The sequence below is a fragment of the Pseudomonas sp. CFII64 genome, assembly GCF_000416235.1.
Classification (GTDB): Bacteria; Pseudomonadota; Gammaproteobacteria; order Pseudomonadales; family Pseudomonadaceae; genus Aquipseudomonas.
The window spans coordinates 184,372-210,152 of sequence record NZ_ATLO01000053.1 but is presented as its reverse complement, the minus strand read 5'-3'; the positions used below and the strand labels follow the sequence as shown (position 1 = coordinate 210,152).

Annotated in this window: 26 protein-coding genes and 1 pseudogene; 17 read left to right on the top strand and 10 right to left on the bottom strand. The window is 57.5% G+C overall.

Going from position 1 to position 25,781, the window contains the following annotated elements; genetic code table 11:
* Window positions 1–99: 99 nt before the first annotated feature.
* Entirely contained in the window at window positions 100–2,748 is a 2,649-nt protein-coding gene (locus tag CFII64_RS29115; RefSeq protein WP_256208204.1) for an EAL domain-containing protein, read from the bottom strand.
* Between the two features lie 307 nt (window positions 2,749–3,055).
* Between CFII64_RS29115 and CFII64_RS28405 the strand changes: the two genes are divergently transcribed.
* Together CFII64_RS28405 and CFII64_RS28400 are read left to right on the top strand one after the other, a co-directional pair.
* Window positions 3,056–3,421 carry a hypothetical protein gene (locus tag CFII64_RS28405; RefSeq protein WP_020294341.1) on the top strand — a complete coding sequence of 122 codons (366 nt, stop codon included), beginning with the start codon at window positions 3,056–3,058 and terminating at the stop codon, window positions 3,419–3,421.
* Window positions 3,408–3,653 (top strand): annotated as a pseudogene (locus CFII64_RS28400) (hypothetical protein); the annotation flags it as partial. The gene CFII64_RS28405 and the pseudogene CFII64_RS28400, both read left to right, overlap by 14 nt.
* A 62-nt stretch (window positions 3,654–3,715) precedes the next feature.
* Here CFII64_RS28400 and CFII64_RS28395 read toward each other — a convergent pair.
* The 3 genes from CFII64_RS28395 to CFII64_RS28380 all read right to left on the bottom strand — a co-directional run bounded on the left by CFII64_RS28395 (window position 3,716) and on the right by CFII64_RS28380 (window position 5,826).
* Window positions 3,716–4,555, bottom strand: coding sequence for a hypothetical protein (locus CFII64_RS28395; RefSeq protein WP_256208203.1), 840 nt, complete (start codon window positions 4,553–4,555; stop codon window positions 3,716–3,718).
* Window positions 4,556–4,647: 92 nt separating this feature from the next.
* Window positions 4,648–4,875 (bottom strand): CopG family ribbon-helix-helix protein, encoded by a 228-nt coding sequence (locus CFII64_RS28385; protein ID WP_020294338.1) that lies wholly within the window; start codon window positions 4,873–4,875, stop codon window positions 4,648–4,650.
* A gap of 327 nt (window positions 4,876–5,202) precedes the next feature.
* Window positions 5,203–5,826, bottom strand: a complete 624-nt coding sequence (locus CFII64_RS28380) for a hypothetical protein (RefSeq protein WP_044901771.1) — start codon at window positions 5,824–5,826, stop codon at window positions 5,203–5,205.
* A gap of 227 nt (window positions 5,827–6,053) precedes the next feature.
* Between CFII64_RS28380 and CFII64_RS28375 the strand changes: the two genes are divergently transcribed.
* Window positions 6,054–6,314, top strand: coding sequence for a hypothetical protein (locus CFII64_RS28375; RefSeq protein WP_020294336.1), 261 nt, complete (start codon window positions 6,054–6,056; stop codon window positions 6,312–6,314).
* 99 nt (window positions 6,315–6,413) lie between these two features.
* On the top strand, window positions 6,414–7,205 hold the full coding sequence (locus CFII64_RS28370; RefSeq protein ID WP_020294335.1) for a substrate-binding domain-containing protein: 792 nt from the start codon (window positions 6,414–6,416) through the stop codon (window positions 7,203–7,205).
* Here the strand turns inward: CFII64_RS28370 and CFII64_RS28365 are convergent, their stop codons facing one another.
* Window positions 7,206–7,664, bottom strand: coding sequence for a metallophosphoesterase family protein (locus CFII64_RS28365; RefSeq protein ID WP_020294334.1), 459 nt, complete (start codon window positions 7,662–7,664; stop codon window positions 7,206–7,208).
* Between the two features lie 141 nt (window positions 7,665–7,805).
* Window positions 7,806–8,531, bottom strand: coding sequence for a metallophosphoesterase (locus tag CFII64_RS28360; RefSeq protein WP_020294333.1), 726 nt, complete (start codon window positions 8,529–8,531; stop codon window positions 7,806–7,808).
* A gap of 233 nt (window positions 8,532–8,764) precedes the next feature.
* Here CFII64_RS28360 and vapB point away from each other — a divergent pair, with 233 nt between their 5' ends.
* Window positions 8,765–9,013 (top strand): type II toxin-antitoxin system VapB family antitoxin, encoded by a 249-nt coding sequence (gene vapB / locus CFII64_RS29610; protein WP_084488328.1) that lies wholly within the window; start codon window positions 8,765–8,767, stop codon window positions 9,011–9,013.
* A 27-nt stretch (window positions 9,014–9,040) separates the two neighbouring features.
* Here vapB and CFII64_RS28355 read toward each other — a convergent pair whose 3' ends face one another.
* Entirely contained in the window at window positions 9,041–9,469 is a 429-nt protein-coding gene (locus CFII64_RS28355) for an Rrf2 family transcriptional regulator (protein ID WP_044901770.1), read from the bottom strand.
* Between the two features lie 139 nt (window positions 9,470–9,608).
* Here CFII64_RS28355 and CFII64_RS28350 point away from each other — a divergent pair, with 139 nt between their 5' ends.
* From CFII64_RS28350 to CFII64_RS28310, 9 genes are all read left to right on the top strand, one after another.
* The gene (locus tag CFII64_RS28350) at window positions 9,609–10,496 is read left to right on the top strand and encodes an NAD(P)/FAD-dependent oxidoreductase (protein WP_020294330.1); all 888 of its coding nucleotides are present in this window, start codon (window positions 9,609–9,611) and stop codon (window positions 10,494–10,496) included.
* 460 nt (window positions 10,497–10,956) lie between these two features.
* Window positions 10,957–12,225, top strand: a complete 1,269-nt coding sequence (locus tag CFII64_RS28345) for an OprD family porin (RefSeq protein ID WP_044901769.1) — start codon at window positions 10,957–10,959, stop codon at window positions 12,223–12,225.
* A 175-nt stretch (window positions 12,226–12,400) separates the two neighbouring features.
* Window positions 12,401–13,228, top strand: a complete 828-nt coding sequence (locus tag CFII64_RS28340; RefSeq protein ID WP_020294328.1) for an NAD(P)-dependent oxidoreductase — start codon at window positions 12,401–12,403, stop codon at window positions 13,226–13,228.
* A gap of 42 nt (window positions 13,229–13,270) precedes the next feature.
* On the top strand, window positions 13,271–14,158 hold the full coding sequence (locus CFII64_RS28335) for an SMP-30/gluconolactonase/LRE family protein (protein ID WP_020294327.1): 888 nt from the start codon (window positions 13,271–13,273) through the stop codon (window positions 14,156–14,158).
* A 70-nt stretch (window positions 14,159–14,228) separates the two neighbouring features.
* Window positions 14,229–15,242, top strand: coding sequence for a TRAP transporter substrate-binding protein (locus CFII64_RS28330; protein WP_020294326.1), 1,014 nt, complete (start codon window positions 14,229–14,231; stop codon window positions 15,240–15,242).
* Between the two features lie 74 nt (window positions 15,243–15,316).
* Complete coding sequence (locus CFII64_RS28325; protein WP_020294325.1) at window positions 15,317–15,844, top strand: TRAP transporter small permease; 528 nt, start codon at window positions 15,317–15,319, stop codon at window positions 15,842–15,844.
* Window positions 15,845–17,125: a TRAP transporter large permease gene (locus CFII64_RS28320; RefSeq protein WP_020294324.1), complete on the top strand. Its 1,281-nt coding sequence runs from the start codon at window positions 15,845–15,847 to the stop codon at window positions 17,123–17,125. It abuts the gene before it with no gap.
* A gap of 115 nt (window positions 17,126–17,240) precedes the next feature.
* A complete protein-coding gene (locus CFII64_RS28315) occupies window positions 17,241–18,155 on the top strand; it encodes a DMT family transporter (RefSeq protein ID WP_020294323.1) in 915 nt (304 codons plus the stop codon).
* Window positions 18,156–18,190: 35 nt separating this feature from the next.
* Window positions 18,191–19,060, top strand: coding sequence for an aldose 1-epimerase (locus tag CFII64_RS28310; protein ID WP_020294322.1), 870 nt, complete (start codon window positions 18,191–18,193; stop codon window positions 19,058–19,060).
* Window positions 19,061–19,261: 201 nt separating this feature from the next.
* Here CFII64_RS28310 and aroA read toward each other — a convergent pair whose 3' ends face one another.
* The 3 genes from aroA to CFII64_RS28295 all read right to left on the bottom strand — a co-directional run bounded on the left by aroA (window position 19,262) and on the right by CFII64_RS28295 (window position 22,649).
* Entirely contained in the window at window positions 19,262–20,524 is a 1,263-nt protein-coding gene (gene aroA / locus CFII64_RS28305) for a 3-phosphoshikimate 1-carboxyvinyltransferase (RefSeq protein WP_020294320.1), read from the bottom strand.
* Between the two features lie 172 nt (window positions 20,525–20,696).
* Window positions 20,697–21,650 carry a sensor domain-containing diguanylate cyclase gene (locus CFII64_RS28300; protein WP_020294319.1) on the bottom strand — a complete coding sequence of 318 codons (954 nt, stop codon included), beginning with the start codon at window positions 21,648–21,650 and terminating at the stop codon, window positions 20,697–20,699.
* Window positions 21,651–21,653: 3 nt separating this feature from the next.
* Window positions 21,654–22,649 carry a response regulator gene (locus CFII64_RS28295; protein ID WP_020294318.1) on the bottom strand — a complete coding sequence of 332 codons (996 nt, stop codon included), beginning with the start codon at window positions 22,647–22,649 and terminating at the stop codon, window positions 21,654–21,656.
* Between the two features lie 748 nt (window positions 22,650–23,397).
* On the opposite strand from CFII64_RS28295, the gene CFII64_RS29605 reads away from it, so the two are divergent.
* From CFII64_RS29605 to CFII64_RS28280, 3 genes are all read left to right on the top strand, one after another.
* Window positions 23,398–23,901, top strand: coding sequence for a CsgE family curli-type amyloid fiber assembly protein (locus tag CFII64_RS29605; protein ID WP_177325462.1), 504 nt, complete (start codon window positions 23,398–23,400; stop codon window positions 23,899–23,901).
* Window positions 23,902–23,912: 11 nt separating this feature from the next.
* Window positions 23,913–24,332, top strand: coding sequence for a curli assembly protein CsgF (locus CFII64_RS28285; protein WP_020294316.1), 420 nt, complete (start codon window positions 23,913–23,915; stop codon window positions 24,330–24,332).
* 74 nt (window positions 24,333–24,406) lie between these two features.
* Complete coding sequence (locus CFII64_RS28280) at window positions 24,407–25,738, top strand: curlin-associated protein (protein WP_020294315.1); 1,332 nt, start codon at window positions 24,407–24,409, stop codon at window positions 25,736–25,738.
* The last annotated feature ends 43 nt before the right edge of the window (window positions 25,739–25,781 follow it).

The following is a 25,781-nucleotide window of genomic DNA, read 5'->3' as shown; positions in this document are numbered from 1 at the left end:
GCAAGCACCGGCCCCCGTTGGAGCGAGGCTTGCCCGCGAAGGACGATGACGCGGTGGAGCTGGGTCACCGAGGCGCCTGATTCCCGGACAGGTCCGGTCCTACCTGATGCGTGCAGCGCCGGTAGGCAGTTCACCCTCCAGCCAGGCCTCGAACTGGTTGGCCGGCATCGGTCGGCTGATCAGGTAGCCTTGGCCATTATCGCAGCCGGCGCCTTGCAGGAACGCCAGTTGCTCGGGCGTTTCGATGCCTTCTGCGGTGACGGTAAAACCCAGGGCGTGGCCCAGGTCGATGATTGCCCGGGTGATCGCGATGTAGCCCGCGCCATGGGGCAGATCCGATATGAACGTGCGGTCGATTTTCAGATTATCGATGGGCAGGTCTTTCAGGTAGGCCAGCGAGGAATAGCCGGTACCGAAATCATCGACCGCCACCTTCAGGCCCATGGCCTGTAAACGACCTAGAACGTCCTGGGCCAATTCCTGGCGCTCCATGACCAGACTTTCCGTGACCTCGATTTCCAGCGCCTGAGGTGTAAGGCCATGGCGCTGCAAGGCCTGTCTGACTGCTTCCACGAAGTCGCTGCGCTCGATCTGCAACACCGCCACATTGACGGCTATTCGCTGGCTGAAACACCCGCTTTCGCGCCAGCGTCGAGCCTGACTGCACACCTCATCGAGCACCCATTCGCCAATCGGAATAATCAGCCCGGTGCGTTCGGCCAGCGGGATGAAATCCGCCGGCGAAACCAGGCCCAACTCAGGATTGCGCCAGCGGATCAATGCCTCCACGCCATCCAGAGCGCCCGTTGCGAGATCCAGCTTGGGTTGATACCAGATCTCGAACTCGTTGTGCTCCAGCGCGCGACGCAACGCTCTTTCAAGGGAAACCCGGGCCTGGATGAGTGTGGTCATCTGCGCCTCATAGAATCGGTAATCGTTGCGGCCCGACTCCTTGGCCGCGTACATCGCCGTATCCGCCTGGGTCAGCAGGCCTTGCGCGGTGACCCCGTGTTGCGGGCCCATGGCCACGCCGATACTGGCGGTCACCAAGGCAGCGGTCCCTTGCAAGTCAAAGGACTGATGCAGCGCTTGCAACAGCGTTTGCACCACGGGAATGGCATCGGCTGCGCTGTGCAGGTCATAGAGGATGAAGGCAAACTCGTCACCGCCCAATCTGGCCACGATGCCAGCCGGCCTGACGGCATCGCTGAAACGATGGGTGGCCTGTTGCAACAGCAAATCGCCCATGGGATGACCCAAGCTGTCGTTGACCAGCTTGAAGCCATCCAGATCCAGAATCAGCACGGCGAGGCTGGTATTCGCCTCGGTCGCTCGCTCAATGGCCTGGGTCAGAGACTTGTAAAAAAAAACCCGGTTGGGCAGGTTTGTGACGGAATCGAAATGGGCCAGGCGCTCAAGCTCCTGCTTGGCTTTCTTGCGTTCGGAAATATCCCGCACGATGGCGTAAGTGACGTGTTCGTGCGCCAGTTGCAGCGCGCACAGCGTCACTTCAGCCGGGAAAACACTGCCGTCGGCGCGCTTGTGCAGCCACTCAAAGCGCAGCGAACCTTCGTTTTTAAGCTGCTCCAGCACAACTTTCACTTTGTCCTCCGAGCGCTGACCATCGGCCTGAAACTCCGGAGAAATATCGAGTACGGTGATGCCCTGAAACGCTTCGCGATCAAAGCCCAAGGCCTGCAAAGCAGCTGAGTTGGCAAGATTGATCACGCGGTCCGGTCCGACAATCCAGATCGGATCGGGAGAACGCTCGAACAACGCGCGAAAGCGGTCTTCGCTCTGCACCAGTGACGAGGTGATGCTCTGGCGCTCGGTGATTTCTTGCCACAGTTCTCTATTGCGTCGGCGAATCAACCGGTGGCTCACACTGACCTGCAAAGCAAAAAGGCTCAGCAGCAGCGTGCCGCCCAAGGCCATGATGAACAGCGAGGAATCCAACAGCGAAATCGACGGCCAACCTGCAATGGGCTGGCCAGCCAGTTGCCAACTTCCGCCCGGGATATTTACCGAGACCAGGACCGGTTGGCCCTGAAACAACGCCGGGTCGCCGTGAATGATGTCGCCCGCCTCACCCAGCCCGTCATGGCCACGCAGCGCCAGCGCCAACTCGTCGTTGGCGTTGATGCCGCCGGCCAGCAAGAGCCGATCAATATCGGCGACCACTGAAATACTGCCCCAATACAGATCGCGCCCGGTATGGCCTGACAGAAAGACCGGACGCCGATAAATCAGCGCTCGTCCGCCTTGATAAAGGGATAAAGGACCTGCAATCAGGGCAGACCTGGACAGTTGGGCTTTCTGCAAAAGAGGGTATTGATCAGCCAGGGTTCGATAATCCAGGCGAACAACACTTTCATTGCCATCCAGGGGATACACATCACTGACGATGTCATTGGGTGCCAGGACGACATGCCGGATATAGGGCACTGAATCAATCGCGCTTTGCGCCATGCTGCGCAAATGCGTCGACGATATAAAACCATCGGAGCTCAACAGTTGGGCAATACCTTCGGTCTCGCTGAAAGCGGAGCGAATATGGTTTTCCAGTTGCGCGCCCACTCCGCTGACTTTCAGGGCGATTTTTGCTCGTTCACTGTTTTTTTGCCGTTCGTTATCGAGCCGTCCCACGCCGTAGGAAAGCATCGCGCCAATAAGCAAAACGCCAACGGGCAATAAACAGGTGCTATAGAAGCGAGCAACATATCGTGCAGTCAACGGGGCATTATTCACACAACTACTCTTTTATGCCTTTCGGGATTCAATCAGACTTTCAGCACGGTACGACGCCATTGCAGGTTTGCCTGCCGGGATCTGCCAAACCGAACCTATGATGCCATCTCCACGCACTATTCAGCAGTGCACACGACACACGGCGTATCAGCGGTGCCTTGCACCATGACGGACCACAGAAGCGTTGCAACTATCAATTTGAGCAATGATGGGTACCAATCGCAATGAGTTCTCAATAAATCTCAGCGGCGTAGCATTGCCTCCATACCGAGTTAACACCCCCATTATTCGATCTGGAGCAACTACCATGAAAACTTCAAAACTGATCTTCGGCCTGGCTTTCTCTGTATTGGCTTCGAGCGCTTTCGCTTTGCCAGCCGTGAATGGCCACGAACAACTGAACGCAACCGTCATCGCTGCTGATGGCGCTGATCGTGTCGGTGCAAACCGCGTTGCTGCTGATGGTGCCGATCGCGTTGGTGCAAACCGCGTTGCTGCTGATGGTGCTGATCGCGTTGGTGCAAACCGCGTTGCTGCTGATGGTGCTGATCGCGTTGGTGCAAACCGCGTTGCTGCTGATGGTGCTGATCGCGTTGGTGCAAACCGCGTTGCTGCTGATGGTGCCGATCGCGTTGGTGCAAACCGTGTTGCCGCTGACCCGCGTTGCTGCTGATGGTGCTGATCGCGTTGGTGCAAACCGCGTTGCTGCTGATGGTGCTGATCGCGTTGGTGCAAACCGCGTTGCTGCTGATGGTGCTGATCGCGTTGGTGCAAACCGCGTTGCTGCTGATGGTGCTGATCGCGTTGGTGCAAACCGCGTTGCTGCTGATGGTGCTGATCGCGTTGGTGCAAACCGTGTTGCTGCTGATGGTGCCGATCACGTTGGTGCAAATCGCCTGAGCTAATCCCTTCCCTGCTCTTCTCCAGCCCGGCTTTTGCCGGGCTTAATTGTTTCTGGGCATAAGGTTTAGCAAGTGCCTGAGGTTTGCCCCAGATAATCGGCGACCGCAATCTGATCGGCCTTGCGCTTTCCGGCTGCAAGAAATGCTGCAAAAGCCACGTCTTGCCATAACCGATCCAGCTCTGCGCCCATCTCATCCAACGCCCATTGCGGGACTTCGTCGCAGTCGAGTTCTACCCGATAGGCGTGCTGCAGGACCGTCAGCATTTTGCTGCGCAACTTATCCAGACCTTTACCGCTGGCCACGCGCTTGTAGGTCGACAGGAAGAATGTTTCCCCGCGACCCGGACCTTTGCTGGTGACATAAGCCACCGCACACAACCCAACGCCACTGCGTTTGCGCCAATGAACGGTTGAGCGCTGGTTCAAGGTCAGAACATCGCTGCCCTGCCAGGCATGGCCACTGTGGGTCAGATGGCCAATGGCGCACTCCAATGCCCGCAACGTGCCGCCAAAACGGGCATCGTTGAAACGCTCGGAGAGGACCAACTGCTTGTCTTTGATCGCCCGCACAATCCAGGCGTTACCCTTGGCGTCGCGGTTGATTCCGCGCGGCACGTTATAGGTAACACCGTCCACGACCTTGGCATAGGTTCTGAGGCCTGAAGCAGACACGCCAGCATCAGATTCACTCTGATCCTGCTGAAAAAGCGGCTGATTGAGCGGCTGACCGTTCTTGTGCAGAAAGCGGAGTATTTCAACCGAGCCTGCGGTGACCTGAAAACTGGTCAGGAAGGGCCAGCGTTGATGGATGAACTCCCTGACAGCGGGCACGTCGGTAGGTCGACCGGTGCTGGCAAGCCCAGCTTCCTGCAGGGCCTTGGCTTCATGAACCACATCATTCACGACCGCCTTCGCCTGATCAGGTCCCAGCAGCTCTTTGTAATGTTCGTAAATGCCGTCCAGGTCCGAGCTCGCCTTACGCGTTAATCTAAGAATCACTCCAGGCCCCACTTGCGTTCAATATCAGTCAATTCAATGAAGTTCCCTACCTTTGCATCATCCAAACCTTCCTGAATGGATCCAATCTGCCAGATCTGCTGTTCGATATAGTTAGCCAGCGCTTGTCGCAAATGATACGGCCGGTCCCGGTGAGTCGCTGCCACCAGAAGATTGAGCTGCTCAAAAAGTGCTGGATCCATACGAAACGAAACGACAGGGTTCATCGATTATGTCCTGCTCACCTTGAATTCAGGGTGCAGCGTCATCTGCACGCAACCTGAAAAAACCTATAACCTGATAGCATCCTGCCATGCGCTTACTTGGAAACTTTCGAAACCATAACAACTTTACAGCATATTGATCAACTTAGCATATAGTCGCTATAGGCCATCACCCTGTATGCAATTCAATACAAAGTCATTACATAGCCTTTATAAAACTCCATGATTCTTCTGAAAGACTAATAGTTTTCAAGCGTTCTACTAGTCAAATCATCGCCAGCCTGCGACATTCAATCACTTGCTATTTTGAACACAGGGATAAAACGTGAGTTATTGCTCATCAAGATTGGCAATATAATGGACAACGACAATGTGATCGGCTTTTCGTTTGCCGGCAGCCAGGAATAATCTGAAATCATCGCTCAGCAATAACGCATCGATCTGCGCGACCACTTGTTGATGCATCACTTCTGGCCCATTTGGCACTTGCTGCGCCGTCATGTAAGCGCTCTGCAGCACCTCGATCAGCCGCATGCGAAACTTCTCCATGCCGCGCCCGCTGGCCACGCGCTTGTAAGTCGAGAGAAAAAAGGTCCCGCCACGCCCGCGCCCCGGACTGGTGACATAGGCCACAGCGCACAGCCCAATCCCGCTGCGCTTGCGCCAATGCACCACCGCCGTGTCACTCAGTTGCAACACTTCATCGCTCAGCGAAGCATGCCCACTGTGCAACAGGTGAATAATCGCTGCATCCAGCGCATGCCGGACACTGCCAAACCGCGCATCGGTAAACCTGGCATTGACCACCAGCCGCGTATTCTTGATCACACGAACAATCCACACCCGACCTCGCGCATCGCGCGTGATACCGCGTGGAACCTTGTAGGTGACAGCATCGACAACCTTGTCGTAACACCTTAGACCCGATGTATCGGTTTCTGAGGGTGTGGTCATTGGGGTTTCAATTAGCTAATGACAAAACGGGACTGACAGTGACTTTAGAAATATAGCTGCACATCGGCCGAGCACAATATAACGCGACTGTATCGATACGTACCAGGGAACAACGCTTGCGTTGCATTTTTGAAACATAAATACCCAGGCTTTTTATCCGATTAGGCTGCACAACAATCGATGTCCTACTATGACTATCCGCTACACCTTTACAGGGAGTTTTAAGCATGTTCTCTAAAAAAGCGAAAATCCTGTCGGCCTTCATGATCTTTACAGTAACGCCAACATTGAGTTGGGCCGGGACATTTGACTGTGCGGTCCATGACAGGAAAATCACCAACGGCCTAGGTCCAGACGCTCGACAGGGCGACGTTCCTGTTGAAGCCGCCACTCTCGCAAAGGCTGTCAAGCAGACCCGCATCGACTACCCGGCCTGGAAAAATGCCAAACGCTACAAGATCGAGTGCCGCCCGAGCGAGGAAGGATAAAAAGCCCAATGGCCCTGGCAATCAGCCGATAAGCGCGCGTGGAGGATGACTTTCCCACATAATCCACCGCGTTCCTTTCACTGCCAGGTTTATCTTCAAATGAAAAAAATTCTTCCTTATTTGCTCAGCGCCGCCCTTTCTTTCGTTCCGGTGGCCTTTGTTCACGCTGCAACGGTGGCCAAACCCGTTGAGCTTATCGTTCTCAGCTCCGGCGGCATCATGGGTGCATTCAAAGCGATCAGCGCCGATTACGAACAGCGCACCGGCGTACGCCTGGTGGCTGAGGTCGCGCCGTCCATGGGCGCTACGCCGCAAGCCATTCCCAACCGGCTGGCACGTCATGAGCCCGCCGATGTGGTGTTGATGGTCAGCTCGGCCCTGGACAAGCTGATCAAGGATGGTCAGGTCGACCCCAAGAGCCGCGTCGACCTGGGCAAATCCTACATTGCCATGGCCATCCGTCACGGTGATCCGAAACCCGATATCAGCACCATGGACGCGTTCAAGCAAACGTTGATCGACGCCAAATCCATTGCCTATTCTGACAGTGCCAGCGGTGTTTACCTGTCTCGCGTGCTGTTCAATCAGATGCACATTGCCGACCGGATCAAGGACAAAAGCCACATGATCCAGGCCACTCCCGTGGGAGAAGTGGTGGCCCGTGGCGATGCGCAGATCGGCTTTCAGCAGCTGAGCGAACTCAAACCTGTGGAAGGCATCGATATCATCGGCCTGATCCCTGATCAGGCGCAGCAGATGACTCTGTATTCCGGCGGTGTGGCGTCACGCAGCGCTCACCCGGAGCAGGCCAGACAACTGCTGGATTATCTGGGCTCCCTGGCGGCTGCCCCGGCGATCAAAAACAGCGGACTGGACCCGATCGCCAAGTAATTACAGCGTCAGTTCAATCAACTCGCCACGCACGCCTTGCTCGTCGATGTGCAGCAAGCCCACCGCAATCGGTAGCTTGAAACGTCGCGGACCGGCGCTGCCCGGGTTGATGAACAACACGCCGTCCCGTTGCTCGATCAGCGGCTTGTGGGTGTGGCCAGTGACGACCACGTCGATGTTGGCTGGCAGCGTCTGCGGTACGTCCGCCGGGATATGGGTGACGTAGATGCCGACGTCCCCCGCACGCAGCATTGCCGAATGCGGCACATCGCCGGCCCAGGCGTCGTCCAGGTCGTTATTGCCACGCACCACGGTCAGCGGCGCAATGGCGCGCAAGGCGTCGAGGATCTGTGGCTTGCCGATATCGCCGGCGTGAATCAGCTGGGCGCAGCCGCGCAACGCCTCCAGGGCTTGCGGGCGTAACAGCCCGTGGGTATCGGAAATCAGGCCGATTTTCATGGGTATCGTTTATCTCATGGGAAGCGATGGGATTGATTCGACCCTTCATTGCCTGCACTGGCGCTATCGGGGACAAGTCCCCTCCTACCGGTATAACGCGGACCGGTAGGAGGGGACTTGTCCCCGACCAGCCGCCCGTACCTAGACTCCCGTATCGGGCGCGGATGTCGGCGGCGAGTTCATTTCCAGCGTCGCCAGATCAACCAGCGTGAAATAACCACTGCCATTGGAGCGCCAGCCTCCGGTGTCGATGTGCAACACATTGCCTAAGGTTTGCGGCTCTGGCAGCGGCGTATGGCCGACGATCAGCGCGCGCAGGTCGGGAATACCGCTCATGTCCTGCAACTGCAGACGCTTGCGCGACCATTGGCAGAATTCCTCAAGCCCGCTCTGCTCGGGCATGTGCCCCAATAACGTCGTGCGTAATAAATCCCAGGTCGGCAACGGGCAATCGGCATGCACCAGACCAATCAGCCCGCAAGCCGTTTCCACTTCCAGCGCCAGAGGCATGCGGGCGAATTGCGCCGCGAAAAGCGCCTGGGCATCAGGCTTGAGTTCAAGAAACCAGGCGCCACCGCTGGCTTTGTACATTCGGTAATCCAGCGGCCGGTGCTGGACATGCTGAATCGCCAGAAACTCATGGTTGCCCTGAATGGCAAAGAACCACGGTCTGGCCAGCCAATCCAGCGCCAGCTCGCTTTCCGGGCCACGGTCGACCAGATCACCCACGCTGAACAACCGGTCCACGACAGGATCAAAACCTGCCTCATCCAGCACCCTTTGCAGCCGACTGAAATGCCCGTGGATATCGCCCACCGCAAAATCGCGGCCATCCGGATTAGCGTCAAAATGCTCGAACTTGCTCATGTCACAACCCCTTGGGTCAGTAGACGAAGGCCGATCGACCACGACAGCTTTCCCTGAGTCGGCTCATGTACAGCACACCCGCGATGATTGGGGGTCTTTAATTGACTGGGTTTTGGGGGGCGGGTTCAGTGGCCACTATAGGACTCTGTAAGGACCCCACCGTTGACATGCCACTTGATAGAATCGGCGTGCCCCCATTATTTGGGATGCATGGGATATCCCAAGGAGAGGTCATGGAACAATCCACGGTATTCAAGAGCAACCGAAGCCAGGTCATACGCCTACCCGAAGCATTGGCACTACCTGATGACGTCAAATATGTCGATATCGTGGCCGTGGGTAGAACACGCATCGTCACTCCGGCGGGGGAAAGCTGGAACAGCTGGTTTGATGCAGAAAATGTCACTGTCGACTTCATGGATGAGCGCAATCAGCCTTCAGAACGGTCTGCCACATCGTCATCTTCACCCTCCTCGTCCTGAAGCCAGAGTGCGCCCCCAGTGGCGCATTCACAGACTCCGATAACGTTCTTCGAAGTCGTTGGCCAGCTGTTCAAGCGTCACACTGCCCAGTCGCGTTATCAGCAGCGCCTGAGCGGCATCAAATGCATCGGTCAGCGCGGCATTCACCGCTTGCTCAACAAGGCATTGGGGGTGGTCAGTGGACAGTCCGATGGCAAACAGCGAAGACGAGCCCAATGCCTGATGAATATCCAGCAGGGTTATCTGCGCCAAAGGTTTCGCCAGCGTCCAACCTCCGCGATGTCCCTTCTCCGAGCGGACATACCCCTCATTTTTAAGCAAAGCCATCGTCCGGCGGACCACGACCGGATTGGTACCGAGCATCTGCGCGATGGTATCGGAAGTGGCGGGTTGTTCGTGACGAGCGATGTGAATCAACACGTGCAGCATCCGGGACAAGCGAGTGTCTGTTCTCATGAACGACGATTCCGGGCAAAAGATGCACTGAGTATGAATTGATACATCTAAAGTTACGAGATAATTGACAGCACGCTTTCACGTAACTTACGGTGTATCGAGAATTCATCAAGCGTCTTGAGCGCACGGAGTTTCAATCATGGTGTATGACGTGATCATCGTTGGCGGCAGCTATGCCGGTATTTCCGCTGGTTTGCAGGTGGCGCGGGCGCGCCGCAAGGTGCTGGTGATCGATGGTGGTCAACGCCGCAATCGGTTTGCCAATCACTCCCATGGCTTCCTTGGGCAGGATGGACGTGACCCCGCCATGATTGCCAATGATGCGCGGGCGCAGTTGCTGGTTTACCCGACAGTCGAATGGGTTTCGCAGTTAGCCGTCCGAGCGGTCAGCCAAGGTGATGAGTTCGAGATAACGACCGCTGATGGGCAATCGTTCGCCGGCTTGCGGCTGATTCTGGCAACAGGGGTTGTCGATGAGTTGCCCGACATTCCAGGTCTGGCGCAACGCTGGGGAAAGACGGTATTTCATTGCCCCTATTGTCATGGCTACGAATTGAACGGTGGCCCGATCGGAGTCTTGGCAACAGGGCCGCTTGCCATTCACCACGCGCTGATGCTGCCCGACTGGGGGCCGACGACCTTGTTTCTCAACGGAGCGTTCGAGCCTGATGCCGAGCAACTGGCAAGCCTGAAACGGCGCGGCGTTGCCGTGGAGCGCGAACCCGTAATGTCGTTGGGCGGGCACGCAGATGTAAGGTTAAGCAGCGGACGGATGATCACGCTGGCAGGGCTATTCACACTGCCACATTGCAAGATGGCTTCGCCATTGGCTGAGCAACTGGGGTGTGAGTTCGAACAAGGGCCCATGGGGGCATTCATCAAAGTCGACGCGCTGCGAGAAACCAGCGTAGAGGGTGTATTTGCCTGCGGCGATGCGGCTGTGGCCGCAGGCAATGTCGCCACTGCGGTGGGCGACGGCGCGCGCACCGGCGGTGCCGCTCATCAATCGCTGATTTTTCGCGAATAGCATCATTCAGCCAGGTTTTATGACCTGGCACACCTCACTATCCCGTCAGCCTCAACAGTCAGACCGCCGCCCCCTAGACTTTCGTCTACAGATGGATTGACAAACCTACTACAGGCTGTAAATAATCCATCAAAGTTGTACGACAACAGATAACAAAAATAACAATAATCAGGGAATCCAACGTATGACGACCTCCGTCTCTACCGCTCCCCCTTTGTCCCGCGTCCGCGCCGAGACAAAAAACCTTGTGCCAACTAACCAATCCCTTCCTTTATTCCGATTAACCACGGGATGAACGTCTGTCGAATTCGCTAAAGGCTAGACCTGAAGCAAAGGCTCGTCCGCATCGGCGGTTTGAGTCAAAAGCCCTGGCATAAGGGGCATCACAATCCTCCAGCTTAATGGCCGTAGCTATCGGTCAGTGGGGGACAGCTTTGCAAAAAAAGGGAGCACAACAATAATGAGATCTCAAAACACCCGGTCTTTGGTCCTGTTGGGTTTGGGCAGCATGAGCCTGGCCATGCCACTAATGGCCAGTGCCGAAGGCTTTGTCGATGACACCAAAGCCACGCTCAACTTCCGTAACGCCTACTTCAACCGGAATTTCACCAACCCCGCCTACCCCAACAGCGCATCGCCCCAGGGCAAGGCTGAAGAGTGGACACAAAGCTTCATCCTGGACGCCAAATCCGGCTTTACCCAAGGTGTTGTAGGCTTCGGCGTAGACGTGCTGGGCATGTACTCGGTGAAGCTTGATGGCGGCAAGGGCACCGGCGGCACACAGTTGTTGCCGATCCATGATGATGGCCGTCCGGCCGATGACTTCGGGCGTCTGGGTGTCGCTGCCAAGGCGAAGATTTCCAACACTGAATTGAAAGTCGGTGAGTGGATGCCGGTATTGCCGATCCTGCGTTCGGACGACGGTCGCTCCCTGCCGCAAACCTTCCGCGGTGGTCAGGTCACTTCCAAGGAATTCGCCGGCCTGAGCCTGTACGGCGGCCAGTTCCGCGGCAACAGCCCGCGTAACGATGCGAGCATGGAAGACATGTCGCTCAACGGGCGCGGCGCCTTTACGTCGGATCGCTTCAACTTCGGTGGCGGCGAATATGCCTTCAACGAAAAGCGCACCCAGGTCGGCGTGTGGTACGCGCAACTGGAAGACATCTACCAACAGAAATTCCTCAACGTCCTGCACAGCCAGCCAATCGGCGATGTAACTCTGGGCGCCAACCTGGGTTATTTCTGGGGCGAAGAAGACGGCAGCAAACTGGCCGGCGATCTGGACAACAAAACCGCCTACGCCTTGCTGTCCGCCAAGTACAAAGGCAACACGCTGTATGTCGGCCTGCAGAAAGTCAGCGGTGACGATGGCTGGTTCCGGGTCAACGGCACCAGCGGCGGCACCCTGGCCAACGACAGCTACAACTCCAGCTATGACAACGCCAAGGAAAAATCCTGGCAGCTGCGTCATGACCTGGACTTCGCCATCCTCGGCGTACCGGGCATGACCCTGATGAACCGCTACATCAGCGGTGACAACGTGCACACCGGCGCAATCACCGACGGCAAGGAATGGGGCCGTGAATCGGAACTGGCCTACACCGTGCAAAGCGGCACGTTCAAGAGCCTCAACGTGAGATGGCGTAACTCGAGCATCCGTCGCGACTACAGCACTAACGAGTTCGACGAAAACCGGATATTCATCAGCTATCCGCTGTCGCTGCTTTGACTTAGCCTGCAAATCGAAGGACTGGCTTTGGTCGGGAGAATGCCCTCCCGACTAAAGCCGGCCCTACGATACCTTTCGACCTAAGTCGCGTTGACAAAATCGAGAATGACTGTCGATAATCCGAGCCAAGTCATACGACAACAGATGACATCAATAAGAATTCCAGGGACTCTCCATGACCACCACTCACACCGTCCAAAATCCCTTCAATCGCCTTCTTCTCACTGGCGCAGCTGGCGGTCTGGGGAAGGTATTGCGTGAAAGCCTGAAGCCTTACGCCAAGGTACTGCGACTGTCCGACATTGCCGAAATGGCGCCCGCTGCCGGCAGCCATGAAGAAGTCCAGATCTGCGATCTCGCCGACAAGGCCGCCGTTCATCAGCTGGTTGAAGGCGTAGACGCGATCCTGCATTTCGGTGGCGTCTCGGTAGAGCGTCCGTTCGAGGAAATCCTCGGCCCGAACATCAGCGGTATTTTCCATATTTACGAAGCCGCACGCCGTCATGGCGTCAAGCGCGTGATCTTCGCCAGCTCCAACCACGTGATCGGTTTCTACAAACAGGATCAAACCATCGACGCCCAGTCGCCGCGTCGGCCGGACAGCTATTACGGCCTGTCCAAATCCTACGGCGAAGACATGGCGACCTTCTATTTCGATCGCTATGGCATCGAGACCGTCAGCATCCGCATCGGCTCTTCGTTCCCGGAACCGCAAAACCGGCGAATGATGAGCACCTGGCTGAGTTTTGACGACCTGACCCAACTGATCGAACGCAGCCTGTTCACGCCTGATGTCGGCCATACCGTGGTGTATGGCGCGTCGGCCAATCGTGACGTCTGGTGGGACAACCGTTTTGCGGCGCACCTGGGTTATCAGCCCAAGGACAGCTCCGAAGTCTTCCGTGACAAAGTCGAGGCCCAACCCATGCCAGCCGCCGATGATCCGGCCATGGTCTATCAGGGCGGCGCGTTCGTCGCGTCAGGACCGTTTGGCGACAACTGAAACACCCGGATCAACAATAAAAACGAAGTGGATCGAGCTGCCATGGATGCTGAACTGATTCTCGACGCACGTAACGCCACCGGCGAAAGTCCGGTCTGGAGCGCCCGTGAACAGGCGCTTTACTGGGTTGATATCCCGGCAAAACGCCTGCACCGCTGGAGTCTGGCGGACGGAACCAGCCAAAGCTGGGAAGCGCCGCAGATGCTGGCCTGCATTGCGCGTTATGGCGACGGCAGCTGGATTGCGGGCATGGAAAACGGCCTGTTCCGGCTCGTCGCCACCGACGACGGCACCCTGAGCGGTACGCCGCTGACCAGCGTTGCGCATGCGCAACCGGGCATGCGCTTCAACGATGGTCGCTGTGATCGCCAGGGTCGTTTCTGGGCGGGCACCATGCTGCTGGACATGGCCGCCGGCCAACCGGTCGGCGCGATGTATCGCTACAACGCCGGGCAAACCGAGCCACTGCACGCGCAGCTCAACGGCTTCATCGTTCCCAACGGCCTGGCGTTCAGCCCTGACGGGGCAATCATGTACCTCTCGGATTCGCACCCCGGCGTGCAGAAAATCTGGGCTTTCGACTATGACACCGACAGCGGTACGCCCCACAACCGCCGCCTGTTCGTCGACATGAATGACTACCTGGGTCGGCCCGATGGCGCAGCAGTCGATGCTGACGGCTGCTATTGGATCTGCGGCAACGATGCCGGCTTGATCCATCGCTTCACGCCTGCGGGCAAGCTCGATCAATCTCTTGTGGTCCCGGTGAAGAAACCCACCATGTGTGCGTTTGGCGGGCCGAATCTGGACACCTTGTTTGTGACGTCGATTCGCCCTGGCGGCGATATCAGTGATCAACCCCTGGCCGGTGGCGTGTTTGCGTTGCGACCGGGTGTCCAGGGCCTGCAGGAGCCCGAATTCAGGGGCTGAACCCCCCACTTTTTTCCCAACAATGCCGCTGCACACCATTAAAAAAACAACAACAAGACTGGAGTTATCCATGGATTTCAAACGCAAGCTTCTGATCGCAGCACTTCCGCTGGCTTTCTGCATGTCAGGCCTGGCTCAGGCGGAAGTCAAAATCAAATTCGCTGAAGTTCACCCGGCCGGCTATGCGCCAGTCGTGGCCGAACAGAACATGGGCAAGAAGCTCGAAGAGCAAAGCAAAGGCGAGATCACTTTCAAGATGTACGCGGGTGGCGTGCTGGGCTCCGAGAAAGAAGTCGTGGAGCAAGTCCAGAGCGGCGCTGTGCAGATGACCCGGGTCAGCCTGGGGATCGTCGGCCCGGTAGTGCCGGACGTCAACGTGTTCAACCTGCCGTTCGTGTTCCGTGATCAGGCGCATATGCGCACGATTATCGACGGTGAAATCGGCCAGGAAATCCTCGACAAGATCACCAATTCGCAATTCAACATGGTCGCGTTGGCCTGGATGGATGGCGGCACCCGCAACCTGTACACCAAGAAGCCAGTACGCCAGATCTCTGACCTCAAAGGCATGAAGATCCGTGTGCAAGGCAACCCGGTATTCATCGACACCATCAATGACATGGGCGGCAACGGCATCGCCATGGCCACCGGCGAAATCTTCAGTGCCCTGCAGACGGGTGTGATCGACGGCGCAGAAAACAATCCGCCGACCTACTTCCAGCACAACCACTATCAGAACGCCAAGTTCTTCACCATCACCGAGCACTTGATCCTGCCGGAACCGATCGTGATGTCGAAAACCACTTGGGAAAAGCTCTCTCCAGAGCAACAAACCCTGGTGAAAAAACTCGCCAAAGAAGCACAGGCTGAAGAACGCGTATTGTGGGACAAGTCGTCGGCAGAGGCTGAAACCAAGCTCAAGGCCGCTGGCGTGGAATTCATCACCCTGACACCTGAGCAGAAAAAAGCCTTCTATGACGCCACTCAGTCGGTTCGCGACAAATACGGCGCGCCTTACAAAGACCTGATCGGTCGCATCGAGGCTGTCAAAACCGACCCGGCCCTGGCCTCGGCGAAAAACTGATCTGCCCATAAGTCCGTTCGATAACGCCGCAGGGGCGAGTGCCAACTCGCTTGCTCCTGCCGTGGTGAGCCCCCATGAAAAACACGCTACTAAGCATTAACGACATTTTGTATCGGGTCTGCGTCGGGATCGCCGGTATGTCGATCCTGATCATGACTCTGATCATTCCCTGGGGCATTTTCGCCCGTTACGTACTGGGCAGCGGTTCGAGCTGGCCGGAACCAACGGCCATTCTGCTGATGGTGGTGTTCACCTTTTTCGGTGCCGCCGCCAGCTATCGCGCGGGCGCGCATATGGCTGTGGCCATGGCGGTCGACCGCATGCCGGCTCAGGTGCGCAAATTTGCCGCCCTGGCGGTGCAAATCCTGATGGCTGTGGTTGCCCTGTTCATGATCTTCAAGGGCTTCAAACTCTGCGCCACCACCTGGAATCAGTTCGTCGGCGAACTGCCGTTCCTGCGGGTCGGCATTTCTTATCTGCCGATCCCCATCGGCGGCATCATGACGTTGATTTTCATAGTGGAAAAACTCTTCCTGGGTGACCAAAGCCACCGCTCGGTCATGCGGTTCGACGTGATTGAAGAAAGTGAAGGTGCCGCATAAATGGACGCTTTTATACTGTTGGGCAGCTTCATCGCGCTGATTCTAATCGGCATGCCAGTGGCCTACGCGCTGGGCCTGTCGGCACTGGTCGGTGCCTGGTGGATTGATATCCCAGCCGACGCCTTGATGATTCAGATCGCGGGCGGGGTGAACAAATTCTCTCTGTTGGCGATTCCGTTCTTCGTCCTGGCGGGCGCGATCATGGCCGAAGGCGGCATGTCACGACGGCTGGTGGCGTTCGCGGCGGTACTGGTCGGTTTTGTTCGCGGCGGCCTGTCGCTGGTGAACATCGTGGCGTCGACTTTCTTCGGCGCAATCTCCGGTTCTTCCGTGGCCGATACTGCCTCGGTAGGCTCGGTGCTGATCCCGGAAATGGAACGCGCCGGTTATCCCCGTGATTTCTCCACGGCGGTGACGGTCAGCGGTTCGGTACAAGCCTTGCTGACCCCGCCGAGCCACAACTCGGTACTCTACTCGCTGGCCGCTGGCGGCACGGTGTCCATCGCTTCGCTGTTCATGGCCGGGATTCTGCCGGGCCTGCTGCTCAGCGCAGTGATGATGGGCCTGTGCATGATCTTCGCCCGCAAGCGCAACTACCCCAAGGGTGAAGTGATCCCGCTGCGCCAGGCGTTGAAAATCGCCGGTGAAGCGCTCTGGGGCATGATGGCCATGGTCATCATTCTCGGCGGCATCCTCTCGGGTATTTTCACCGCGACCGAATCGGCGGCCATTGCCGTGCTCTGGTCGTTCTTCGTCACCATGTTCATCTACCGCGACTACAAATGGCGCGATCTGCCCAAGTTGATGCACAGGGCGGCACGCACTATTTCCATCGTGATGATCCTGATTGGTTTCGCCGCCAGCTTCGGTTACATCCTGACGCTGATGGAAATCCCGATGAAGATCACCACGGCGTTCCTGACGCTGTCGGATAACCGTTACGTGATCCTCATGTGCATCAACGTCATGTTGCTGCTGCTGGGTACCGTGATGGACATGGCGCCGCTGATTCTGATCCTGACGCCTATCCTGTTGCCGGTGATTGTCGGCGTCGGTGTGGACCCGGTGCACTTCGGCATGATCATGCTGGTCAACCTGGGGATCGGACTGATAACACCGCCGGTTGGCGCGGTGCTGTTCGTCGGTGCTGCGGTGGGCAAAGTGACCATCGAAGCCACGGTCAAAGCCTTGCTGCCGTTCTACCTGGCGCTGTTCCTGGTGCTGATGCTGGTGACTTACATCCCTGCAATCTCGCTGTGGTTGCCGAGCGTGGTGCTGTAATAAAGGTTATACGGCGGTTCCGTAGGACCGGCTTTAGCCGGGAGCACGCTCTCCCGGCTAAAGCCGGTCCTACGGATAACAACCGCCGTTTTCCAGCCAAGGAGGCTGGTTGCTCATGTCCGTTCCTGCGCTGTTCCCCCGCCACATCGCCGTACTGATCCTCGCTCTTCTGGCCTGCGCGTTCGCGGGCAACCATATCGCCGCACGTATCGCTTTCGACCATGATGCCGGCTTGCTGCTGGCCATCCTTTGTCGCTCGGGCGTGACGTTGTTGGTGCTCACCGGCCTGGTGCTCTGGCAACGAGAACGCCCGCGCCTGACTGCGCGAACCTGGCGCTGGCAATTGCTGCTGGGCTTGTTGATCGCAGCACAAAGTTTCTGCATTTATTCCGCCGTCGCACGGATTCCCGTGGCGCTGGCGTTGCTGATCACTAACATCGCACCGATCCTGCTGGCGCTGCTGACCTGGGCGCTGGGCGGCCCGGCACCCACGCGTCGCGCGGCGTTGCTGATGGGGCTGATCCTGATCGGGCTGGTATTTGCGCTGGATGTTCCCGAGCGCCTGTCCAGCCAGGCCACTACCGAGGCGCAATGGCTGGAAGGCATCGCTTTCGGCTTTGCCGCTGCGGGCGTGTTCGCCTGTGCGCTGTGGATCACCGACCACAAACTGTCGAGCATGCGCGGCACAGTGCGCAGCATGCTGACCATGCTGATCGTGTTCTGCGCCGCCGCTCTGGCAGGTTTCAGCGGCCTGTTGCCGGGCGGTGTTTCGTTGCCCGGCACGTCCACGGGATGGACCGCTCTGGCGTGTCTGGTGGCGCTGTATGGCCTGGGCTTCTCGCTGCTGTTCATCTGCATGACGCGCCTGGACATGGCCCGTAACGCGCCAGTCATGAACGTCGAGCCGGTGGCCAGTCTGCTGTTCGGCTGGTTGATCCTGGATCAATTGCTCAGCAGCGGCCAGGTGGTCGGCGGCCTGATCGTGGTGACCGGTATTGTCCTGCTGACCTGGCGTCGCGCCACGCCTTGAGTCGTCATTCCTTCAAACCCCAACGGTGAATCATCATGCAGCCGCAACTCCTGACCCTTGAAGACGGTGTGACGCGCCTGACCCTGGCCCCGCAAACCGGCGGCAGCATTGCGAACTGGAGCGTCATTGCCAGCGGCCAGCCCTTGTTGCGGCCCAACGATGAACAGGCCTTGAGCACGGGAACGCCGCGCAAGCTGGGCTGTTATCCCTTGGTGCCCTGGTCGAACCGCATCGGTAATGGAGGATTTGCGATCCCTGAAGGTTGGCTGGCGCTGGAACCCAACAGCGCCAACGACACCTTGCCGATTCATGGCAGCGCCTGGCAACAATCCTGGCAGGTGATCGAACAAAGCGAGCGCCACGCGTGCCTGCAACTCGACAGCGCCATTCCTTTCGCCTACCGCGCGCAGTTGCGTTACACCCTGGAAGAAGGCGCGCTGAGCATCGATCTGAGCGTCACTCACCTTGATCCGCGCGCCGCCTGGCATGGCCTGGGTTTGCACCCGTACTTCCCGCGCACCGCCAACACGCGCCTGCAGGCCCATGCCGCGCAGGTCTGGCGCTGCGATGACGCGGGTCTGCCAACGCATCTTGAGGCGCTGCCGGCCGAATGGGATTTCAATACGTCGAACATCCTGCCCGAGACGCGTCTGGACAACGGCTTCACGCAATGGGACGGCAACGGCCTGATCAGCCAGCCGGATCTGGGCTATGAGCTTGAATGCCAGGCCAGCGGCAGCCGCTTCTTTCTGGTTTTCTGCCCGCCGGGGCTGGATTTCTTCTGCTTCGAACCCGTCAGCCACCCCGTCAACGCCCACCACCTGCCGGACCATCCGGGGTTGCAGTTGTTGCAACAGGGTGAGTCAGCGGAGTTGAGCTTCAGGTTGCGGTATCGGGGGGTGTGACGAGATTTCACACAGTCTGCACAATTCCCTATAGATCCTTCAGCGAAACCCTGACCCGACGAGGATTGGCCAGCCGCTCGCGGGCGGTGCCAATCAGGGTTTCATCATCCAGCCCAGCATTCTTCTCAGTTTCCGCGGGCCGGTTCAGGCTCTTCGACGCCCGAACCGGTTCTACCGGGTCAACCGGTTTGTGTCCGTCCTTCATCCCTCGCGCTCTACCTTCACCCCCAACGACTGCAACGCATCCCAATAACCGGGATAGGTCTTGCCCACGCAGTCGGGGTCGAGGATGTTGATGCCGGCGATTTTCAGGCCGGCCAGGGCGAAGCACATGGCGATGCGGTGGTCGGAATGGGTGTCGATCAGCGCGTCCACGGTTTGCCCGGCCAGTTGCGGGTTGGCGTGGACGATCAGGTCGTCGCCCTCTTCCACCGCCAGGCCCGGCGCAATGGCGCACAGGCCGTGGGACAGCGCGGAAATGCGATCGCATTCCTTGACCCGCAGGTTCGCCAGGCCGACGAAACGCACCGGCTGATTATTGAATGCCGCCAGCACCGCCAGGGTCGGGATCGCGTCCTGCATTTGTGAGCCGTCGATGACCGCCGGCATGTTCGGGAAGCTGCTGATCAGCTGGCTGGCCAACGCATCCGGCTGGGTGAAGTCCTCGGCGGCGACGCCCAGATCAATCGCGCCATCGGTCAGCGCCTGGGCAGCCCACAAATAAGTGGCCGCCGAGGCATCAGGCTCGATATGAAAATCGGTGGCTTGATAGCCGGTGGCGGCGACTTTCCAGGCAGTGTCACCCACGGCTTCAACCTCGGCACCGAAGGCTTTCATCGCCGCTAATGTGAGATCCACATAACCGCGCGCACCGATATCGCTGCCGGTCAACGCCACTTCTATCGGACCTTTGCCGCACGCGCCGGCCATCAACAAGGCCGACACGTATTGGCTGGACAGACCGCCATCAATTTCAATACGCCCTGCCGCGAGGCCGCCCTGGCCCTTGATCGCGACCGGAGGGCAACCGCTGGGCGCGCTGATGTCCACGCCCATGCGCTGCAATGCATCCACCAGCGGACCAATCGGACGCTTGCGCATGTACTCGTCGCCGTCGACCACGAACTCGCCTTGAAAGTTGGCCAGCGCGGCGGTCAGGAAGCGCGTGGCCGTGCCCGCATTGCCCAGGAACAGCGCTTGCTGCGGCGCGTGCCATTGGCCGGTGCTGGTGACCACGAAGGTGCTGTCGTCCGGCTCGTCGATCTGCACGCCCATCAGGCGCAAGGCGTCGGACATCACCCGCGTGTCGTCGCTCTTGAGGGCGCCGCTCAGGCGACTGGTGCCCTTTGCCAGACCGGCCAGCAACAGCGCGCGGTTGGTAATCGATTTCGAGCCAGGCGGGCTGACACGGCCGATCAATGGCCGGTCCACCGGCAATACAGTGAGAGTGGATGAAGGTCGCATGATGCCCCTGATCGTCGCCGGAAAAATCGCGATCCTACCAGCAATCGACCCTGCTCCAGAACGCAGGCGGGCATAAAGCCGGGATTTTTCTATACGGGATCGGCTGGGCAATAGCAGATAGATAGCTAGATATCTAGCTATCTATCTCGATACACCCCGCTCCAGCCAGGGTTTACGCGTGTACGGAGACCTGATTGCGGCCATTTTCCTTCGAGACATAAAGCGCCTGATCAGCCCGCTCGATCAGGGTTTTGTAACCCGGCATCGGCGTGGCGAGGTCCGCTACACCAAGGCTCACGGTGCAACGGATCGCGTGCCCGTCGTGCTCGACCACTTCGGCCTCGATGGCCTGGCGCACACGCTCACTGAAGATCCGCGCGCCCTCTTTATCGGTGCCGGGCAGCAGCACCGCGAACTCTTCGCCGCCATAACGCCCGGCAATATCGACATCCCTGACATGATGCCGGATCACCTCGGCGACCCGCTGGATCACGGCGTCACCGGCCTGGTGGCCATAGGTGTCGTTGACCCGCTTGAAGTGGTCGATGTCGAACATCACCAACGAGGAATTGGAGGCATAGCGACTGTGCCGCGCATATTCGAGCTTGAGCGCTTCTTCCCAGTGACCACGGTTAAACAAGCCCGTCAGGCGATCGGTGCTGGACAGTTTTTGCAGCTCGGCGTTGGCCGCCTGTAATTGATGACGGTTGGTGGCAACGTCGGTGACGTCGTAGATCACCAGACAGATATGGCTGATCTCACTGTTGGTCGAGCGCAGCGGAAACAGGGTGGTGTTCTGGTACATGAAATCTTCCTGCCCGGTAATAGGCTGGTAGTTCTTGAACCGCACCAGATAGGGCCGCTGTTCCCAGATGGTGAACGCCGGCGTACCGAGCGTCACCACATTGTCGATTTTCCTGCTGAACCACTGTTCGTTGATTTCCGGGAACATCTTGAAAAACGACTGCCCTGCCGCTTCAGACGGCACCACGCCCGAGCGGTTTTCCATGAAGGTATTCCAGACCTGCACCCGGTAATCCCGATCCAGCACCACAACCCCCACGTCAATACTCTGGGTGATCGTCAGCAACCAATGCAGTTCTTTGAGATCGATATTGTCGTTCATGGGTCAGCTCATCAGGTACGCGAGTTTGCGAGTCAGCAGCTCTACCGAGTCTTCGGTGAACAACATCAGCAGATCGAAATGGATATTGTGGCCTTCAAGGCTGTAGCTGATTTCCACCGCCAGGGTTTTCTTCCAGCGTTGCTGGTTGATGCGAATCAACTCGTCGATGCCGCCATGCGTGCCCAGCACTTGCGGATGGCCTTGGGAAAACTCCACGTCGATCTGCTCGGCGATGCCACTCAAACAGGCGCCAATCAGGATCGTGGACAGATCCAGAAGCATTTCCATGTCCGAATATTCGGCCGAGTCGCGGTTCATCAACTTGCCCATGTCGGCGACTTCCGAATCATGGAAAATCAGCAGCGCCTCACCGGCGATGCCACCGCCGATATAGCCCTGGCAGACGGCGGTCAGGCGATCACTGGTCTGGGCATCGGCCAGCGCCATGTGCAACTCGCCCACCTCCAGCATGTTGACGTTGGGCACCGGCAGTTGCACAAAAACCCCAAGGACCCGCGCCAGCAGCGCTGCCGCACGGCCCATGGCCACGTTGATGGTTTCGCGAAACGTGTCCTGGAAGCTGATCAAGCCGGTATTGCCTGCCGGAATCACCGCCTGCACCGTCGGCTCGCCCAACAAGCCAAGGCGATTCAGGGTTTGCTTGAGTTCTTCGGGGTCAGCCGGCTTTTTCAGGAATGCCAGCGCGCCCAGCTCCATGACCCGGCGAACGGCTTCTTCCTGAATGTCGCCGGAAACCACGATGATTTTGGCGTCCAGGTTTTCCGCACGAATGGCCGCCAACGCCTGGTAGCCGTCCATGACCGGCATGGTCAAATCCAGCAGGACAACCTGCCCCAGCCCGTTGCGAACCGCATCAAGACCTTCCTGGCCATTGGTCGCCATGGTGACGGACACGCCCCAATCGGCGGGTAAAGCCCTTAATAGCTGCTTGCGCGCCATGTTTGAATCGTCGCAAATCAGCAGGGGAATCATGGGCATTGCTTGCTTTCTCACTGCAAAAGAGTTTCGGGCGGATACGCTCGAGAATATCGGTGCGTTTGTTTCAACGACGGGTAAATGAAACACATCCACGGCTGCGTGGCTTGACCCATGCCTTTATAACGCCGGGATTGAGTGAAATATTCACCCCTGACACTCACCGCTGGGCTCTATGCAATATCTGTGCTCAACAAATATTTGAAGGTTCTGGATCAACGCACGCGCCTAAGCATCTGTTTTTTATACTCACCCAGCCACCGCCAATACCTTGACCTGTCCTCCTGTATACAGGCAGACCGTGCTGATCGGCTAATTGCAGCGATGGGTGGCGGACAAACCGCACTGCAGGAATGACCACTTCGAACGCCGCAAAAAATAAATGCACCATCGCTGCCGCATTTGAAGATCCGTGAGCCATAACGGTACTGACGGTTTATTTCCTACCGCAAAGCACCGCAAATCCAACTGTTTTTGAGCATTTCAATGGCGGGGTTATAAAAAATTCTGCCTGAGTCAGCTCGCAAAACTGCGAATCGACCTTTTCGCGGCCTGAACTGATGTCTTTGGAACCCGCCTCGCACCTTGAAAAGCGTGAATACCTTGACGCCATAAAGTCGCTTTTTCCCGCCTTCCCGGCAATCAAACAGAATATTGGCGTCAGGAACAACAGCAAAAGAGCACTTTGTAATCTGTCGGTATTACTTAAATTGGCGTCAGAAAAAATATTTTAAAATTAATGAAAATAGTAATGGCACTTTGTACCAGCTCTTATATAAATTGCCTTCCAACCCGTCAGCGACTTTGCAATATGAATTACTCACTGCTCATGAGTGCAACCGTTTTGCAGCTGTGCCTTGTCACAACAAGCTTTGCTGAATCGAGCGTCAGCGATACAGCGACACTGGCACAACAACGAACGCTCAACAGTAAAGAAGTCGGCGGGCTTGTTGTAGGACAAACGATGACTGTGGTCGGGCGAGCGTTTTACGACAGTTTCGCCAGTGCCTGGAGCGACAAGGATGAAAGCGGGCGGTTCACTGTCTCCATCTCCGAACGCCCCACGGCTCGACTGGGCAGTCAGGTGTTTGTCGACTACGGCAATCGGCGCATGTTTCAGACGTTTCTGCCACCCAATCGCAGCCTGGTCCCTGCGATAGGAGCCGATGCGGCGACACTGGTTTATCAAGCGATCCTGGATTATCAGCTCGCACAGTTTTTTGGCGACCCCGATGTCGGGCGTGATGAATTTTGAAAGGGAATTATATGTACCGTCCATTTCTGGTAGTTGTCGGTCTGGGTGTGTTGTCCGCCCTAAGCTGTAGCGTCAACGCCAGCGAATTGGTCTATACCCCGAACAATCCATCGTTTGGTGGTAACCCGCTCAATGGCCCGGTGCTGCTGAACCAGGCCACGGCGCAAAACAAGTTCAAGGAGTCGACGACCTCCAGCGAACAGACCGCCCTGACTCAATTCAACACCATGTTGCAAAGCGCCATTTTAAGCCGGGTTTCATCGGCGGTGACGTCCAGCATTGTGAGTCCAGACGGTTCGCTTATTCCGGGAATCGTGGAAACGACGGATTTCCGTATTTCCATTACCAATTTGCAAAGTGGGATGCTGCAGATCGTGACCACGGATAAAACGACTGGGCAGACTACTCAGTTTCAAGTGAACCAACCGTAAGCGTTGTAATTGTTGCAACCCGCTCGACATCACTAACAACACTCAAAACTACTTTTTATAAAAGGAAGGCTTTCATGCGCGCTCGTAAATCTCTTCTGTCTATTGCTGTACTTGTTGCCATCTCCGGTTCGGCACTCGCTGACTCGAGCACTGCCAACGTTAACCAGAACGGTGCCAAGAACAATGCTGTCTCCGTTCAGGAAAGTGCTACCAAGTCTTCGGTCTATATTGGCCAGAATGGCGAGCGCAACGAAGCCAACGCAAAACAGACTGCCAATGACAGCACGCTGAGTGTTGCCCAGAAAGGTAATCGCAACGATGCCACCAGCCGCCAGAAAGGCGGTTTCAACGATTCCAGCATCAACCAGATCGGTAACGGTCAGACTGCCGAAATCAATCAGGGCAGCCAGCGCAACACCGCCAGCATCGGCCAGACCTACAACACCACCACCGGTGCAAAAATCGACCAGGGCTATACCTACAACGGTAGCTACAACAAGGCTTCGGTCGTTCAGCAAGGCAACACCAACTCCGGCGCCAACATCACTCAATGGGGTTCGGGCGACAAGGCTTCGACCAACCAGCTGAACAACGTCAATGTGCACGCCACTGTGACCCAGCGTGATGGCAACGCCAACGACGGCTCGATCAAGCAGGAATACAACAACGGCAGCAACGCCCAGGTATCCCAGCGCGACGGCAACAATAACAACGGTTCGATCGCTCAGCTGACCACCAACTCCAGCGAAGCCACCATTGCCCAGTCGTGGGGCAACAACAACGCTGCTTCGGTCAAGCAACAGTTCGTCACCGGCACCGAAGGCACCGTTACCCAGACTCGCGGCAACCACAACGAAGGCAACGTGGTTCAAGGCGGCGTTGCAGCCAGCAGCGCAACCATCTCGCAATCGTGGGGCGACCACAACGTAGCCAACGCTTCGCAGACTATCGGTTACGACCAGAACGCCAGCGTTGCCCAGATCGGCAGCTTCAACACTGCGACCACCACTCAGGCCTACGCCAGCGATCTGCAAGCCAACGTTGCCCAGGACGGCCGCAACAACAAGGCTGAAGTCAAGCAAACCAACGGTTACAAACTGGACGCCACTGTTGCCCAGAAAGGCAACGGCAACTCGGCCTACGCTTCTCAGAGCGGCTACAAACTGGAAGCTGACATCACCCAGAAAGGCGACAACAACAAAGCGACCAGCATCCAGACTGCTGCTTACAACGAAGAAACCCTGTTGCAACAAGGCAACAACAACACCGCTTACGTCAGCCAGTCCGGTCAGGGCATCTATGGCCAGGCCAACGTCGTTGCTGTTAGCCAGTTCAGCAACAACCAGGTTGCCAACGTTGTACAAACCGGCGGCGCCGGCAACACCGCAACCGTTACCCAGCGTTAAGAGCTAACACGTTCATGGCTGTAGCCCCGCCGAGCGTCGGCGG